The organism is Paenibacillus sp. ALJ109b (assembly GCF_010747435.1).
Classification (GTDB): Bacteria; Bacillota; Bacilli; order Paenibacillales; family Paenibacillaceae; genus Paenibacillus; species Paenibacillus taichungensis.
The window spans coordinates 46,249-62,594 of the sequence record NZ_JAAIFP010000011.1; the positions used below are offsets into that span (position 1 = coordinate 46,249).

The following is a 16,346-nucleotide window of genomic DNA, read 5'->3' on the forward strand; positions in this document are numbered from 1 at the left end:
TGGATCCATTCGTTGATTATTCAACAATAACGGATATTTTAGCGATTGAAGCGTTGCAGATGCTTTGTTACTCTTATTTTATCAACAAATGTTGATAAAGCAACGAATATCCATAAAAAATTGAAATAGAGGGATAACTAATGAATATATTAGTGTATGGGGCAGGTGTCCTGGGGAGTCAGCTGGCGCAGGTTCTGGTACGTGGGGGAAATAACGTTACCATTCTGGCTAGAGGGAAGCGGGCAGAGGAACTGGAGAGGGATGGTATTGTCATTCGTCATGTGTTCCAGTTTAAAACGACAGTTGATCCGGTTCGGGTAACCAGAACGCTGGAAGAGAATGATGAATATGATCTTATTTTCGTGGTTATGAAATATAACGATTTTCCATCAGTCCTGCCTATTTTGGCAGCCAATCAGAGCAGGAACTTGGTGATCGTCGGCAACAATGCAGATGCACGAAGCATGCAAATCTTTTTGGAGGAAAATAGCAAGGTGGAAAAAAAGGTCGCGTTTGGTTTTCAGGTCAGCGGCGGGCGGCGGCAAGAAGATCGTATGTTATCCATTGGTGGAGCAAGCGGGCAAATGGTGATTGGTGGGCTGGACGGCGAGATTGCCTTTAAATCCATACTGGATCAAGCTTTTGAGAAGACGAAATACAAGTTGAATTACCTGGACGATATCGATGCCTGGCTGAAAAGCCATATTGTGCCCATTCTGATGCTTAATGCGGTGAGCTTTAATGAGAAGCATGAGATGATCAAGTTGGACGGGAACAGGAAGCAACTCCAGCATATGATTGGGGCGATGAGTGAGGGCTTTAGCGTGCTTGAGGCTATGGGTATAACGATTATACCGGAGATGCAGGCCAAACTGATTCGCAAACATCAACGGATGTTTTACCTTCTACTGAAGATGTATAGTATGCTTCCGATCTATAAACTGGTTGCGGGTTCTTTTGGGGAGATCGAGGCGTTAAATGAGGCATTTACTGATTGGAAAAAGGCTACCCGCACGCCCACTCCTCATTGGGATGTGCTCAAAAAAGAATATTCTAATCTCAAATGAGATGACTATTGCTCAAATTCCCGATACCGACTACAATTAAACCAACTAATAAAATGGGGATAAGGAGATATGTAGATGCGGGAAGTGCCTATGCGCTATGTTAAAGCGAACCAGATCGGGATTGTGCTATTTGTCGTCCTGTCATTTCTATTCAATCAACCGTTAATTCTGGGAGCATTATGGATCATTCAAGTTGTCGGTCTGGCATCCGGAGGCAAGCTTAATCTGTTTGTGCAGATTGGGAAGGCCGTGTTAACTGGAAAAGGGACAGAGACACAGGCAGTGGAACTGCAACGCTTCAACAATGTTCTGGCCGTATTGTTTCTTACGCTGGCACTTGTCTCATTCGGCCTTGGTTGGCAGGTAGCAGGTTATATTTTCTCGTCGATGCTTCTCCTCGCTGCAAGTGCTGCATTGCTCGGTTACTGTGTGGGCTGCACCGTATATTTTTGGTATAAACAGCTCCGAGCGGGCAGAAAGATTGGCTTCTAAACTATATGTAGTTGCAAATAACAATCCCCTCCAAGTTCTGTGTCTACTTGAAGGGGATTTTACTTTTTATCTGAACCAGGCCTTGTTTAAATTGTTCGTAAAATTGCTGTCGTTCAACGGAACATTGGCACTGCCAAAATCGATCGTATTCAGTGCCGAGACCGGAGGAAGGGAGTCTTTCTGGAAGTACCATGCGTACATAATAGCCCATACGCCATTATGACATGCCGAACGGGAGTACACTTGGCAGGTGCTTGAGCTGCAGTCCTCATGATTTGAGAGGGGATAAGACTATTTCCGGCCCAAGCGGGCAGAATGGTGATGGATGGTTATAAATGACAGGAAATCCATAGGATTAGATTCAAGAGGAGTGCTAGAGGTTTATTTTGTAAAGGATAGACAAGTTCGGAAGTGAACAGAGAGCATGCTCGTCATTGCTGGAGTGGCATAATTCTTTAGGTTTTATCGTTATTGTTATCCAGATGTAAAATTTCGCTATAAACAATATGAAAATAATTACTTATGTATCACAGGCTAGGACATCTTCACATTTGATGATATGATAGTACATAAAGGCTTTGGAATGAGACGGAATTCCTTATGCATATATATAAGTAGAGAAAAGTGTTGGGCAGGATTAACGGACGTGAGTCATTGTGTAAATGATGCCCGACTACGGTCACTCTCAGATAGTAAGAATATGAGGTCGTTCAGACTCATGGATAATGTGGAATAGGTGGCGTATGAGATGAAAAAAGCTCGCTTGATATATAATCCGACCTCAGGCCGGGAAGAAATGAAGAAACGTCTGGCAGATATTTTGCAGCGTTTGGATCAAGGTGGTATCGAAGCCTCGTGTCACGCAACAACGGGTGAGGGAGATGCAACCCGAGAAGCGGAGCTGGCGATTGAACGGGGATATGACATGATTATTGCCGCTGGCGGCGACGGTACATTGTATGAAGTCATCAACGGCATGGCCGAGCGGGAGAATCGTCCTCCGCTTGGTGTATTCCCTCTGGGAACAACCAATGATTTTGCGCGTGCGCTCGGTATTCCAAGACAGTGGGAAGATTACGTCGATCTGGTCATTAACCAGCAGCTTCGTCCGCTCGATCTGGGCAAGGCGAATGATAAATATTTTATTAATATTGCAGGCGGGGGTTCGTTAACCGAACTGACCTATGAGGTGCCAAGCCGTCTGAAAACGATGATTGGGCAACTGGCCTACTATATGAAGGGTATTGAGAAAATGGCGAGCCTGTCTCCGCAGGAGCTGGTTATCCGTGCCGCGGGTCAGGAAGAGATTCATGATGAATTCATGCTGTTCCTCATTGCCAATACAAACTCTGTCGGGGGCTTCGAGAAGCTCGCTCCGGGTGCGACCATTGATGATGGCTTGTTTGATGTGATCGGTGTGCGCAAATGTAATCTGGCTGACATGATTCGCCTCGTAACTCTTGCGTTGCGTGGTGAACATCTGAATGATAAGAAGGTCGTACATTTTCAAACGGATTATATGGAAGTAACATCGCCGGGCTATGTACAGTTGAACCTGGATGGCGAGCTGGGCGGCACATTGCCTGCGACATTCAAGAACCTGCGTCATCACCTGATGTTGTATCGTTAAGCGTAGTATGGGGATCGTGGAGAAATTGTGATTTCCTGTTGCCGTGTGCAGTGGGATCACGTATAATCTCATGGTGCCTGAAAATGAATGGAATCTCCCTTGCACAAGGGATGAACATATATGAAGAAAGAAGTGAATGTACGTTGTCTAATACGAACCGCAGCGGTCGTGGAAAAAACCGCCGGAATTCGGCTGCCTCTCAGGGGCAAGGGAATGCTTCAGCCTCCCGCCAGCCGAGCAAATCATCTCGTCCATCTACACGTCAGCAAGGGAAAGAGGTGCGGCCACAAGGCGCATCTCTTTCTGCCGTTCGTCCGAAGGGACGGGAACGTGAATCTGCACCAATCGAAGGACTTCCTGTAAGCAAAAATGAAGAGACCGTCATCGATATCATCGGCATGAACCATGACGGTGAAGGTGTCGGCCGTGCCAATGGATACACGCTGTTCGTGCAAGGTGCGCTTCCGGGCGAAACTGTACGCGTAAGAGTGATGAAAACCAAGAAGCAGTACGGCTATGCCAAACTGCTGGAGATTGTGAAGGCGAGCCCGGATCGTGTATCCGCGCCTTGCCCGATCTACGATCAATGCGGCGGATGCCAGATTCAGCATATGAGTTACGCCGGACAGCTTGCGTGGAAACGCCAGCTCGTGGTGGATAATTTGCAGCGGATCGGCAAGCTGAATGTGTTGGTGGAGGATGCGGAAGGTGCCGAGCAACAGGGCATTCGTGTGCTGCCTACCATGGGTATGGACGAGCCATGGCGTTATCGCAACAAGGCACAGGTGCCTATCGGTGCAGCCGAGGGCGGCTTGGTGGGTGGTTTTTACGCCAAAGGAAGTCATCGGATCATCGACATGGACACTTGCCTCATTCAGCATGAGCATAACGATGAAGTGGTCGCCAAGGTCAAGGAACTAGGAAGCCATCTCGGCATCAGCGCGTATAACGAAGAGACAGGCCGTGGTCTGCTTCGTCATGTGGTTGTGAAGAAGGCATTTCGTACAGGCGAGATGATGCTCGTTCTCGTCACCAATGGCCGCGACATTCCACACAAGGATGCATGGATCGGCAGTATCCGTGAAGCGATTCCGCATGTGGCGAGCATTTGCCAGAACGTGAACAAGAAGCAGACCAACGTAATCTTTGGCGATGAAACCCGCGTCCTGTGGGGCCGTGATGTGATCTACGATTATATCGGGGATGTGCAGTTTGCCATCTCGGCGCGTTCGTTCTATCAGGTGAATCCGGTGCAGACGGAAGTGCTGTACGGGAAGACGGTGGAATACGCTGGACTGAGTGGCAAAGAGACTGTCATTGACGCTTATTGCGGCATCGGAACAATCTCTCTTTTCCTCGCACAGCATGCGGATCAGGTGTACGGGGTGGAGATTGTGCCAGAAGCGATTGAAGACGCACGAAGCAATGCGATGCTGAACGAGATGAAGAACGTGAAGTTCGAAGTCGGTGCTTCCGAAGATGTCATTCCACGCTGGAAAGAACAAGGCATTGAAGCAGACGTCATCGTTGTCGATCCACCGCGGAAAGGCTGCGATCCGCGTTTGTTGGACACGATTCTGGAGATGAAGCCGGAGCGTGTGGTGTATGTGAGCTGTAATCCGAGTACGCTGGCACGTGATCTGCGTGTGCTAGAGGATGGCGGGTATCGCACGGTTGAGGTAACACCGGTGGACATGTTCCCGCATACAGTGCATGTGGAGAGTGTAGCGATGTTGGTGAGAAGCTAAACAAAAACAGAAGGGGTTCGAGAATTTATATATGATTCTCGAACCCCTTCTTTTCTTTGTTTCAATACCATCCATTAATTTGTGAGTAATTCTGAAGTGAGTTCATTAATTATAGTAGTCTAAAACTCCCTAACATCCCAGGCGGTTATTAATATACATGCACACCCGTACCAAGCACGGATTTGTTTTGTACGGTATTACCGGATAGATATACCTTTTGCAGATTAGGCAGCTGGCTTAGGGTCTCGATATTGGAAATGGCATTGTTCTCGAGATGAAGCTCTTCTATGGCCTGCCAGTTGCTCATGAATTCGAGAGAAGCCAAATTGCTGTCTTGCAGAGTGAAGGAACGTAGAGCGGACATTTTGGCAAAGTAAGGCATCATCTGGTCAACCTCAGTAACAGAGGTGTTGTTTATGCTGAAATATGGCTGCTCTAAGGTCAAATGTTCAAGCACACTGTTCTCTGCGGCCGCCTTTTGTTCAAAGTTCAGCCTACACTCGGAGCACACCAAAGATTTCACCTGCTTCAAACGAAATAAAGCATCGCTCTCCTTATATAGTGACGAGTCGTAAATGTTCAGAGTCTCTAGACGAGGCAAACCGTCCAGGGCGCCAAGATGGGTTATTTCACTGATCTCCCAGAGGGAGAGTTGCTCCAGTTTCGGGAATTTCCCCAGCGCCGCTAAATTCAACTCTCCACTTCCGCCACGGAGCGTCAGGCTGGTTGCGGCGGGCGCTTTCAGCCCGGAGAGAAAGGAGCCTGGGACTTCCACCCGCACTACATTTGGCAATGTCAGCGCTTCTGCTTTCTCGTAATAACCGGACAACGTTAATTCCCGCAGTGAAGACAGACTGTTTATGGTCTTTACCGAGCCAAGCTGACTTAAAGAAGCTAGGCGTAGTTTAGTAATGGAGGCCTTGTCGGCCAAGCGCTCCAGGCTTGAAAAGTTTACATTTTCGATATCTAGCGTTTGTAGAGCAGGCATATTTTGTACAAAGTCGATGGACTTTACATTCGATAAATAGGACAGCTGAAGCTCCTGAAGCTGGGTCAAGGCGTATAGCGGCTGCAGGTCTGTGGTTTCACTGTACTGTATGGATAAGGATGACAGCCCGGTCATGGAGGACAACCATCCGAGTTCATCGACAAAGGTGAGCGACAGGGACTTGATTGGCAATTGGTTTAACAAGTGAAAATCCGTTACGGACTCATCCACATAGGTAATGGATAAAGAGCTCAGATTAGGAAATTCCAGCAGCAGGGCCAATTCTTTATTGCTGCGAAGCTGAGTGGAAAGCTCCGTAATTTTAGACTTGTCGCCAAAGTAGCCCGAAAATGTACTAAAGGATTCGTTAAAAGCGCCTCCATAACTTTTTAATCCGGACATATGGGCCAAAGTGGTTTGGTCCGTCTGAGAGATTTCATAGGTATTTGTCAGGTCCAATGCCGTCAGTCCCTTAAAAGCTTCAAAATCTCTCTGATCGATCTCCTGAGTATTCAGTTTCTTGTCCTGAGTAATATAAGTGATCTTCTCGGCCTGTTCATCGCTGAAGGGATCGGAGAGGCTATATGTAAACTTCCACTGATCATTCTCCGAATGCGCTACGGTTAAATAGCGAAGACGAGCCAATTCCTCCTCTGTCGGCAAGGCAGACCCTTTATCGAAGATATCTCGCAAAAATGAGAGCAGAACCTCGCTTTCGGGCATCTTTCGCACAGACAGATTGGCTTCTGTTTTTGGGTAGGTGGAGCTGTTGCTATAATAAAAATACGTACCGATGGCGCCAGTTAGGACTAACATCAGCATCAGCAGTAGCTTTACGGAGGCAGCCTGCTTCAGCGGTGCTTTAGGGGGCGTTCCGTGGTAATGATTAATGGTCTGGTCTACGTAATGGACATGATTTTGCTTCAATAAAAGCTCTGTTTCACAATAGGGACACTTTAAAATCTCACCCTCTTTGTATTCAATTCTTCCGTTGCAATTGGGACAGTTTAACGGGATAAACGCCACGAATGTCCCCTCCTTCATTATGATGGTCATAAGATCATGCTGAACGGTCATCTGACTTCATTATACCTTGTGAATTTACGTTTGATGAGAGAAAGAAGTTTCACATAGCGAAGGAGCAGGGAAATCCTGCCCCTTTTTGATCTTTTTTAAGTATGGCTGGTGGTAAGCATTATTAAGAGGGGATCTGTTGTGAGTGCTGCGACGAATTTATTGCCGCGACCTGATCATCGGAAAGAAGAGCAAGTCCATACGAGTATCAGACTTGGTAGAGTTCTGTAAAAAACTAAGATTCCCCTTTAATTTGGAGTAAGAATTCTCTTCCATGAAGTGGTATTATCTGGGGTGAAAGGAGGTTGGCTACAACAATTTATGTAAGCGCTTTATATGTTTTATAAAAAATTTGATGTGGGGGGAATGCTTCGAATGAGGAAATCATTTAAGCAGGTCGTTTCCGGGTTACTCGCAGCGGCTCTGCTTCTTCCGGGCGGCTTGATAGCTCCGACAGTTAACGCTGCAGATCTAGTGGCAACTAATTCACAAATTGTGTATCAGGAAACATTCCAGAATGGTCAAGGCAAGGCAACTCAATCAGGTGGTGCCCAGCTGGACGCTGTAACAGACAAGCCGTTTGAAGGCAATGATGATGGAGCGGCTCTACATGTTAGTAACCGATCTAATAACTGGGATGGCGTGGACCTCGCTTTTGATGACCTTGGTTTGTCAGTTGGCAAAGAGTATTCTGTAACCGCTTCCGTATATGTCGATACTGATGCTAACCCACCTGCAGACGGGAAAGCCGTTCTGGAAATTGTAAGCAATAAGGGCGTTGATGGATCTGAGGCATACACTGGAATTAGCTCTGCTGACTTTAAAGCAGGACAAGGCATTACACTATCCGCCGATCTCTCCGTTAACAGTGTGGAGAATACAGCTCTGCGAATCAAGTCTGATGAAGCAGGTAAGGGTGTCTCTTTCTATATCGGGAATATCACGATCACCCAGACAGTAACACCTGTCGAACCCACGGTAGTCCTTAACCAAAGCTTTGAAGACGGGAATACCGGTGGATGGGGCAAACTGGGTTGGGGATCGAATGGGGACACTACGGTCGTTAACGACGTAGCCTCCGAAGGCACGAAATCTCTGAAGTTCTTCAACCGGGCCGATGAGAAGGCTGTTCCTGCTCTTGTACTTACAGGCAAGATGAAATCCGACCATAAGTATGATATTTCCCTCAAGGTTAAACTCAGTTCAGGTGAAGGCCAGTTCCATCTGGCTTCCAAGATAGATTCTGAAATATTAGCAGATGATCAGAAGTATCCTTGGATTATAGGCAACAAGCTTGTAACCGCTTCTGACTGGACACTCTTAGAAACCAAAGGCTACGAAATCCCTTCTAAAACGAATGAGGTTATCATCTATGTTGAACCATCGGGCAATACGTTAACCTCGGATATTTACATTGATGAAGTCATCATCACCGATGTAACCCCTGATCAAACCGCACCGGAAAATGTAGATAAAACGGGCATCTCTGCAGACTTTGAGAATGGTCTGGATGGATTCAAAGCACGAAATGGCCGTGAAACGGTAGTTCTTTCCCAAGACGATAATCATACATCTGGCGGCAAGCAAAGCTTGCTTGTGACAACTACGACACAATATGATGCAGCCTTGGTTAGTGCTGATGGCAAAATGGCAAAGAATCACGAATATGAGCTGTCTGCTTGGGTGAAAATGGCACCTGGACAAGAACCCACAACACTTCGTATAAGTGTTCAATATGCTGACAGCGGCTTTGCGAACGTTTCACCAAATGCAACCGTTACAGATCAGGAATGGGTACACTTAACGGGTAAGTATACGCTCACCACTACTCCAAGCGTACTCAATGCTTATATTGAAACAGCAAACAATGACGGCGGCAACCGTACCTTCTTCTTGGATGACTTTGCTCTAAAATATCTGGGGCCTGTAACTGCCGCACCTCCGATTCAAGAAAACCTTCCTAACCTCAAGGATATTTACAAAGATGATTTCCTGATCGGGAACATTGTTAATCCGTCTACCTTTGACGAGACTCGGCTCAAGCTTCTGAAGAAACATCACAATGTCGTCACGTTTGAGAATGATATGAAACCGGATTATGCCTATAACGCGGACAGACAATTTGATTTCACCGCAGAAGATGCCCTTGTCCAAAAAGTACAGGATGCAGGCCTTGATTTGCACGGCCACGTGCTCGTATGGCATGCGCAGTCTCCTACATGGCTTCATACCGCAGACGGTGGTGAACCATTGAGCCGTGAGGATGCTCTGACGAATCTAAGAACACATGTTAAAACGGTCGTTGAGCATTTTGGTGACCAAGTCATTTCCTGGGATGTTGTCAACGAAGCCATGAACGATAACCCGGCTAATTCGGAAGACTGGAAAAATGCATTGCGTAATTCAGGCTGGTTACAAGCCATCGGCCCTGAATTTATAGAGGAGGCATTCGTTGCAGCCAAAGAAGTCATTGATGAAAACGGCTGGGATATCAAGCTTTACTACAATGATTACAATGATGACAACCAGAACAAATCTACCGCCATCTACAGCATGGTGAAAGAGATCAATGAGAAGTATGCCCTAAATCATCCTGGCGAGAAACTGATTGACGGCATCGGCATGCAAGCCCACTACAATTTGGGTACGAGACTGGACAATGTCAAGATGTCGCTTGAGCGTTTCATTTCTTTGGGAGTAGAAGTCAGTGTCACCGAGTTGGACATTATGGCAGGCACCAATTCTACAATCACTGAAAAAGAAGCAAAGCAGCAGGCCTATCTGTATGCCCAATTGATGGATCTCTATAAGAAGAACAGCGAGCATATTCCGCGTGTCACCTTCTGGGGATTAAATGACAGCACCAGCTGGAGAGCCGAGCAGAATCCAACCTTGTTCGATAAGAATTTTCAAGCAAAACAGGCGTTCTACGCGGTAGTTGATCCGCAAAAGTATATGGCGGAAAATCCGCCTGAAGAGCTTGAATACAAGCGCTCAAGCGCTTATTATGGGACACCAGCTATTGATGGCTCCGTAGACAGCATATGGAGCAAAGCTCCTGAATTGAAACTGGATACAAAGCAAATGGCATGGTCAGGTGCGACAGGAACGGCAAAAGCACTGTGGGATGACGACAATCTGTATGTATTAATTCAAGTCAGAGATGATCAACTGAACAAGTCCAACCCGAATGTATGGGAGCAGGATTCCGTTGAAGTATTCGTCGATGAAAACAACGGGAAAACAGCTAACTTCCAAGACGATGATGGACAATACAGAGTGAACTTTGAGAACGCAGCTTCCTTTAATCCTGCGGAAATCGCTGCAGGCTTCGAATCCAAAGTCTCTGTTTCCGGTACCAACTACACGGTTGAAATGAAGATTCCGTTCAAGAAGGTTAAGCCTGCGAACAATGCCAAAATTGGCTTTGATGCGCAGATCAATGATGCCAAAGACGGCAACAGAATCAGCGTGAATGCATGGAATGATGCATCTGGTCAGGGTTACCAGGATACTTCCGTATTCGGTGAATTGACGCTCACTGGCAAACCTTCTTCTGGCGGAAACAACGGTGGGGGCAATAACAGCGGAGGTAACAACAGCGGGGGTAACAGTGGCGGATCGAACTCAAAAACTACTTCGCAGCCCCAACCTCAACCACAGCTTCCAGACAATGACTCGAAGATAGTGCCGGTAATAAAAGTTGAAAATGGAACAGCCACAGCAACCATTTCAAGCGACAGCCTGAATAAAGCGATTGAAAAAGCTTCTCCAGGTGCAAATGGCAAGAAGCAGGTTACCATCGAAGTGCCGAAGCAAGCAAATGTACAATCCTATGTTGTGCAATTGCCGACTTCAATCCTGCAAAGCAACAATAATGTTGAGTTTGTGCTTAAGACGGAGAATGCAACAATTCAAATTCCGTCCAATATGCTTTCTAATATTACGGAGCAAGCGGATCAAGTCTCTATTCTGATTAACAAAGTCTCGGCAGATCGTCTGAGCGCAGATGTTCGAGCTATTGTGGGCAGCCGTCCGGTGATCGATCTAAGTGTAAAAGCTGGTGACCGTCTCCTTGCCTGGAACAATCCAGCGGCACCTGTAACGGTATCTGTTCCGTACACGCCTGCTGCACAGGAGCTTGTCAATGCACATCAGATCGTGATTATTTACATTGACAATCAAGGGCATGCAACAGCCGTGCCAAGCGGACGCTATGATGCTAAATCCGGTTCAATGGTGTTCAAAACAACTCATTTCAGCACTTATGCTGTAGCCTACGTAACCAAGACTTTTGCCGATGTGCAAAATGTCCTGTGGGCAAAACAAGCAGTCGAAGCGCTGGCTGCACGCGATATTATTAAAGGAATCTCTGATGACAGCTTCGCTCCTGCAGCTTCCATCACGAGAGCCGACTTTATCACCTTGCTTGTCAGAGCACTTGAGTTGAAGGGTTCGGGCACGAACGGGGCAGCCTTCAGAGATGTACAGCCAACTGCTTACTATGCACAGGCTGTGGCTATTGCCAAAGAACTTGGAATTGTCTCTGGATTCGAAGATAACACATTCAAGCCAGGCAACAGCATTTCCCGTCAAGATATGATGGTTCTTACGGCGAAAGCCCTGAAAGCAGCGGGTAAGCAATCTACCGGCAACGGAAATCTAGCTCCATATTCCGATGCTGCAAGCATTTCCACTTACGCGATGGATAGTGTAACTTCCCTCGTAGGAAGCGGAATTGTTAACGGCAAAGATGGCAAAATCGCACCAGCCGAACCATTGACCCGTGCTGAAGCAGCGATGGTTCTCTATCGGATCTGGGAAATGTAAATGTAAAGTTTAATTAAACCAGCTGATAAAAAAGACTACCCCCGTTAATCCAGACGGGGGTAATTCTACTATTTCATATCGAAGTAAAAAAACTCGTCTATCACTCTGCAGAAAAATGAACAACTGCACTATATAACATCTTGTTGCGAAACGGGTCGAACGTGACTTGATGCTGAACCTGCTTCACCCGGAGCAGCAATGCCTTGTTCATTCCGATTCGGTCTTCGATCGCTCGTTCTAGTTCCTTGAAGTCATAAGCCTGCAAGCATTCAACTTTGTCTTTGATAATATCGAGTGAAATTTCCATGTTTGTTTCAGGCCTCCCCCTGTCATGATTTGCAGGTACAAAAGCCTGCCGAACTTTTATTGTAGAGGAGTTAGTACCGTTGGGCAAGAGCGAACAAAGCGAATAATTAGAACCATGGATGTGGCTTGATATCTATTATTGGGAAGCAAACTAGAAAGGTAGAGTTATGCTTCAAATAATCACTAATAAACTCGTGCTGAAAATGGAAAGATGACTGTTTTGTAGCGTATTCTTTTATATGTAACCAACGGTGGAATGCAATTCTGAGCTGTTTTTCTACAAGGGTTTATTCATACTGAACAGAGGATTAAGTGCAAGATGTATAAGACGATTTTAAGAAATGATTCTTTAGTTAAAAAAATGGAGTAATTAACTATGGAAAATGATGTATTGTTGATGTTGAATTTTTGATGTTAGAAAGGAAACTATTGGAATTTGTCGAATCTAATCAAAAAGGCATAGATAGAGGTGGTATTATTGAAAAATTTTCAGGATAAAACAAATGCAGAAGATAAATCAATAGGTTTTGATTATCAATATTATTATTTTCTTTATCTATTACTAGATCTGGAAGAAGGCCAGAAAATAGGTATTGAAGTTAAAGACGATGTACATATCGATTTGAATGATGGTTCGCAAGTCTTACTGCAATTGAAACATTCAATACAAACTAATGCTTCAGGAAAAGCTATTAATCTAACTGAACGGGACAGTGACTTGTGGAAAACACTTTTTAACTGGGTCAGTATAATAAATGATCCGCTAGATGGGAGGTCAAAAAGTGATGAGCAACTTGCTTTTATAGAGCAAACTTCATTCATACTCGTTTCAAACAAGGCTAGTAATGAGAGTAACAAATTCCTACAAAAAATTAAATGCTTTAAACAGAAGTCAATTAATATTTTGGAAGTAAAGGGATACTTAGAGGAATTACAATCAACCACCGCTGATGAGGATATTAGTAAGTATGTTGAATCGCTTAAAAAACAAACACAAAAGTGGCTTACTAAGTTTCTTACTAAACTTGAATTTGAACTAGATCAAGACGATTTGATTTTAAAAATAAAAAGCAGAATCAAAGGGAAGCAGGTAAAAGAATCAAAAATTGAGGATGTATTTAATGCTGTGGACAGTAATTTAAGACAACGTAACTACATCAATACTAAATCGAAAGTTAAAAATGTAATTAGCTTTGAAGAGTTTTACCATGATTTTCATTTATACTTTGATAAAGGTAGAAATGACAAGTTACCCATAAATAAAAACCCCATTCACTTTGATAAGCCGATAGAAGAACAAGTATTTATTAAACAACTTATTGACATTTTAGCATTAGATAAGACTGCAACTTCGGAAATGCTTAGACTTGCAAGTTCTATGTTACAGATCAATAACCATTTGAAGGATTGGCTTAATAGAGGACTTATAGTGCAGGAACAAATCGATGAATTCAACAATGACTGTATTGCAAGGTGGAGAAATTGTCATGACGAAGTCCATCGAGAAATTAATTTGGATTTAAAAATGTTTGGAACAGCGCCCTCAGAAAAGGATATCGTATTGGCTGCTCTGAAGTGCTTAGACGCTGTTAGAAAAAATGAACTTGTCTTTGATGAGACAGCGCTTGATACTGAATTGAGTAATGGTCAATTTTATTTGTTGTCCAATGAGCCCTTAATTGGGTGGCGAATTGACTGGGAGGAAAAGTATGAGCATGATACCCCCAAAGAATCTATATAATAATGAAATGATTGGTGCAATAGCTATTTATTCAGTGCTTTTTCATTTACAAACCATAAGCGTCGCTAAATCAATGCTTATATTCCCTTTTATTTCGCATCAAGGCACACTCGATTTCTTGAAAAATAACAACACTACCTTGCGTAGTCTTGAGGAATTTATAATTAAAAAGCCCGATTTCTTTTCAAATTATAACGACCGTTACTATTCACTTCTGACTTTGTCAGTGAATTCAATCATATTACTTAAAGAGATGGAACTTATAAGAATAAAGAATTCTGAAATTTCTATTAACCCAGAAAAAAAACTTGCTATAAATAAAGAGGCGTATGGACTAAGAGCGTTCCATATATCAATAGCTGGGAAAAAATTATCTGAAATTCTTAATGACAATGACAAGAACCTATACCTACAATTGAAGGTGAAATTATGAGATTCGTAATTAATGAAATGAATTTGTGGCTCAAAAATAAAAAGATACGTTCAATCCCCTTTTTTGAGAACAAAATAAATGTAATTACAGGTGAAAGTGGTACAGGCAAGTCCGTAATTATTGATATTGTAGATTATTGTTTCTTTGCCAGTAAAACAAAAATACCTGATGAAAAAATTAATGAAAATATCAATTGGTACGGACTTAAATTTGAGATAAACGATAAGCAATATGTAATTGCTAGAGGGGCGTTAAGTGAAAATCGAAAAGTAAGTTCATCATACTATTTCTCCCCAATCGGTGATGTTCCAAATGAGCCTACTCCAAACATTACCGAAGATGAATTAAAAGCTGTAATCGAAAAGGAGTTTTCGATTGATAGCAATGTAACTATCCCATACAGTGGGAAAAAATTAAAGGCTGGAAGTAAAATATCGCTACGATATTTCTTTTTATTTAATACACAATCTGGAGATACTATTGACCATAGTGAAGTTTTCTTCGATAAACAAAATGATGAAAAATACAAAGAAGCCCTTCATAGAATATTTGACCTAGCTATTGGAATTGATACCGTTAATAACATAATAATTAAGGACAAGATTAATACATTAGAAAAAGACATATTGAAATTGGAGCGACGAAAAAATGCTATCTTAAAAGAAAATAGTGTATTTGATAGTGAGCTAAGATCTATAGTTAAACAGGCAAAAGAATACGATTTAATTTCACTTGAAACAAATAGCTTAAATGAGGATATAGGTAACTTACAGCATGTCGTTGAAAATGTTCAATTTTTAAATACTTCCGAAAATATGAAGGAGCTTGAAAAATTACAAAAAAAGAAGAATGAAATCAAGCATAAAATTAGAAGTTATAATAAATTTAAAAATGAGTATAGTGGATTCAAAAAACTTCAGTCGGAGACATTTGAAAGTCTCAAGCCAGTAGATCATCTAAGAGAAAATTACGGACATCTTATACAACATCCTATTCTTATTGAATTGCTTGACTTTCTTGAAACTGAAATGAATAAGATTAAGAAGGATATAAGTAACAAAAGGCCATTTGACATAAATTTAGATGATGATCTTAAAAAATTAACAAAGCAACTTGATGAAATTCAAAAAGATATAGATAAAGTTCCGCAAAACAAAAAATCTTTTAACACAGAAATTGAAAAATTCGTATTCATCGGGGAAATAAAATCTAAATTAAGGTTATTTAAACATGGAGATCAAGAGATATTCAATGAAGAGGATCTAGATAAAAAGAAAGATGAACTTGAACAACTTAAATCAAAACTTGAGACAGAAATTATTGATAGAAGTTTAGTTATCAGGTTGCTAGAAGAACTGGTTCAAAGATATCTAGACAAATCTTCTAATGCACTTGGAATCTACAAGGATTATCAATCTGTATTTGATTATAAAACCAAGGTTTTACAGTTGAAAAAACCTACTGCACTTGTCCCTTCTGTTGTAGGAAGTAGTTCAAATCATATGTTCATGCATCTTTGTTTCATGCTTGGAATACATGAGTTGATTATAAAACAAGGTGCTCCTTATGTTCCAAGTCTGTTAATCTTTGATCAGCCTAGTAGGCCATATTACGGTGAGGAAGGAAACAAGAAAAACACAAAAAAATGGTCACAGATACCACAAGATGATAGAACCAAAATAACGATTGCTTTTACCGTACTTAACGACTTTATAACTCATATGAATGAATTATATGGCCAATCGTTTCAGATGATAGTATTTGAACACATTCCAGAGTCAATATGGAAGTCTGCCAATTTAAATAATGTTATCTTAGTCGATCAAGAATTTAGGGATGGTAATGCTCTTATTCCGGAAGATCTTTTGTAATGTTTTTATTATGATTTTTAATTATGCCAAGTAGTCTAAAAAGATTTTCTGATAACCATGGTGGCGGTAATTTGACAACATCGCCACCACGCCAAAATGACAAGTATATTCAACGTGCAAAACTCAACACGGGTCTGGAATATATAACGGTGTAATTACCGGGGAA

General features: G+C 42.9%; 10 protein-coding genes and 1 pseudogene. 8 read left to right on the forward strand and 3 right to left on the reverse strand.

The annotated features are described in order from the left end of the window. Window positions 1-140: 140 nt before the first annotated feature. Window positions 141-1,067, forward strand: coding sequence for a ketopantoate reductase family protein (locus G3352_RS13315; protein ID WP_163757123.1), 927 nt, complete (start codon window positions 141-143; stop codon window positions 1,065-1,067). Window positions 1,068-1,142: 75 nt separating this feature from the next. Continuing rightward, the gene (locus G3352_RS13320; protein WP_063568191.1) at window positions 1,143-1,559 is read left to right on the forward strand and encodes a DUF4395 domain-containing protein; all 417 of its coding nucleotides are present in this window, start codon (window positions 1,143-1,145) and stop codon (window positions 1,557-1,559) included. Window positions 1,560-1,625: 66 nt separating this feature from the next. On the opposite strand, the pseudogene G3352_RS13325 reads toward G3352_RS13320, so the two are convergent. Further along, window positions 1,626-1,823 (reverse strand): annotated as a pseudogene (locus tag G3352_RS13325) (NPP1 family protein); the annotation flags it as partial. Between the two features lie 484 nt (window positions 1,824-2,307). Here G3352_RS13325 and G3352_RS13330 point away from each other — a divergent pair. Further along, the gene (locus tag G3352_RS13330; RefSeq protein ID WP_063568189.1) at window positions 2,308-3,189 is read left to right on the forward strand and encodes a diacylglycerol kinase; all 882 of its coding nucleotides are present in this window, start codon (window positions 2,308-2,310) and stop codon (window positions 3,187-3,189) included. Between the two features lie 110 nt (window positions 3,190-3,299). Beyond that, complete coding sequence (rlmD, locus tag G3352_RS13335) at window positions 3,300-4,937, forward strand: 23S rRNA (uracil(1939)-C(5))-methyltransferase RlmD (RefSeq protein ID WP_163757127.1); 1,638 nt, start codon at window positions 3,300-3,302, stop codon at window positions 4,935-4,937. Between the two features lie 148 nt (window positions 4,938-5,085). Here rlmD and G3352_RS13340 read toward each other — a convergent pair whose 3' ends face one another. Continuing rightward, a complete protein-coding gene (locus G3352_RS13340; protein WP_163757129.1) occupies window positions 5,086-6,951 on the reverse strand; it encodes a leucine-rich repeat domain-containing protein in 1,866 nt (621 codons plus the stop codon). A 423-nt stretch (window positions 6,952-7,374) separates the two neighbouring features. Here G3352_RS13340 and G3352_RS13345 point away from each other — a divergent pair, with 423 nt between their 5' ends. Further along, complete coding sequence (locus G3352_RS13345) at window positions 7,375-11,829, forward strand: endo-1,4-beta-xylanase (protein ID WP_163757131.1); 4,455 nt, start codon at window positions 7,375-7,377, stop codon at window positions 11,827-11,829. A gap of 100 nt (window positions 11,830-11,929) precedes the next feature. Here G3352_RS13345 and G3352_RS13350 read toward each other — a convergent pair whose 3' ends face one another. Next, window positions 11,930-12,136: a DUF2536 family protein gene (locus tag G3352_RS13350; RefSeq protein ID WP_076291617.1), complete on the reverse strand. Its 207-nt coding sequence runs from the start codon at window positions 12,134-12,136 to the stop codon at window positions 11,930-11,932. A 477-nt stretch (window positions 12,137-12,613) separates the two neighbouring features. Here G3352_RS13350 and G3352_RS13355 point away from each other — a divergent pair, with 477 nt between their 5' ends. Genes G3352_RS13355 through G3352_RS13365 form a run of 3 tightly spaced genes read left to right on the forward strand, consistent with a single transcriptional unit; the run spans window position 12,614 to window position 16,180 of the window. Further along, window positions 12,614-13,876 carry a hypothetical protein gene (locus G3352_RS13355; protein ID WP_163757133.1) on the forward strand — a complete coding sequence of 421 codons (1,263 nt, stop codon included), beginning with the start codon at window positions 12,614-12,616 and terminating at the stop codon, window positions 13,874-13,876. Then, window positions 13,845-14,309, forward strand: coding sequence for a three component ABC system middle component (locus tag G3352_RS13360; RefSeq protein WP_163757135.1), 465 nt, complete (start codon window positions 13,845-13,847; stop codon window positions 14,307-14,309). The genes G3352_RS13355 and G3352_RS13360 overlap by 32 nt, the downstream gene beginning before the upstream one ends. Then, a complete protein-coding gene (locus G3352_RS13365) occupies window positions 14,306-16,180 on the forward strand; it encodes a DUF3732 domain-containing protein (RefSeq protein WP_163757137.1) in 1,875 nt (624 codons plus the stop codon). Before G3352_RS13360 ends, G3352_RS13365 begins: the two co-directional genes overlap by 4 nt. Window positions 16,181-16,346 lie beyond the last annotated feature (166 nt).

What these genes read in the sequence shown, in the direction of transcription:
- G3352_RS13315 (WP_163757123.1), top strand. Translation starts at nt 141, where the DNA reads ATGAATATATTAGTGTATGGGGCAGGTGTCCTGGGGAGTCAGCTGGCG.
- G3352_RS13320 (WP_063568191.1), top strand. Translation starts at nt 1,143, where the DNA reads ATGCGGGAAGTGCCTATGCGCTATGTTAAAGCGAACCAGATCGGGATT.
- G3352_RS13330 (WP_063568189.1), top strand. Translation starts at nt 2,308, where the DNA reads ATGAAAAAAGCTCGCTTGATATATAATCCGACCTCAGGCCGGGAAGAA.
- rlmD (WP_163757127.1), top strand. Translation starts at nt 3,300, where the DNA reads ATGAACATATATGAAGAAAGAAGTGAATGTACGTTGTCTAATACGAAC.
- G3352_RS13345 (WP_163757131.1), top strand. Translation starts at nt 7,375, where the DNA reads ATGAGGAAATCATTTAAGCAGGTCGTTTCCGGGTTACTCGCAGCGGCT.
- G3352_RS13350 (WP_076291617.1), bottom strand. Translation starts at nt 12,136, where the DNA reads ATGGAAATTTCACTCGATATTATCAAAGACAAAGTTGAATGCTTGCAG.
- G3352_RS13360 (WP_163757135.1), top strand. Translation starts at nt 13,845, where the DNA reads ATGAGCATGATACCCCCAAAGAATCTATATAATAATGAAATGATTGGT.
- G3352_RS13365 (WP_163757137.1), top strand. Translation starts at nt 14,306, where the DNA reads ATGAGATTCGTAATTAATGAAATGAATTTGTGGCTCAAAAATAAAAAG.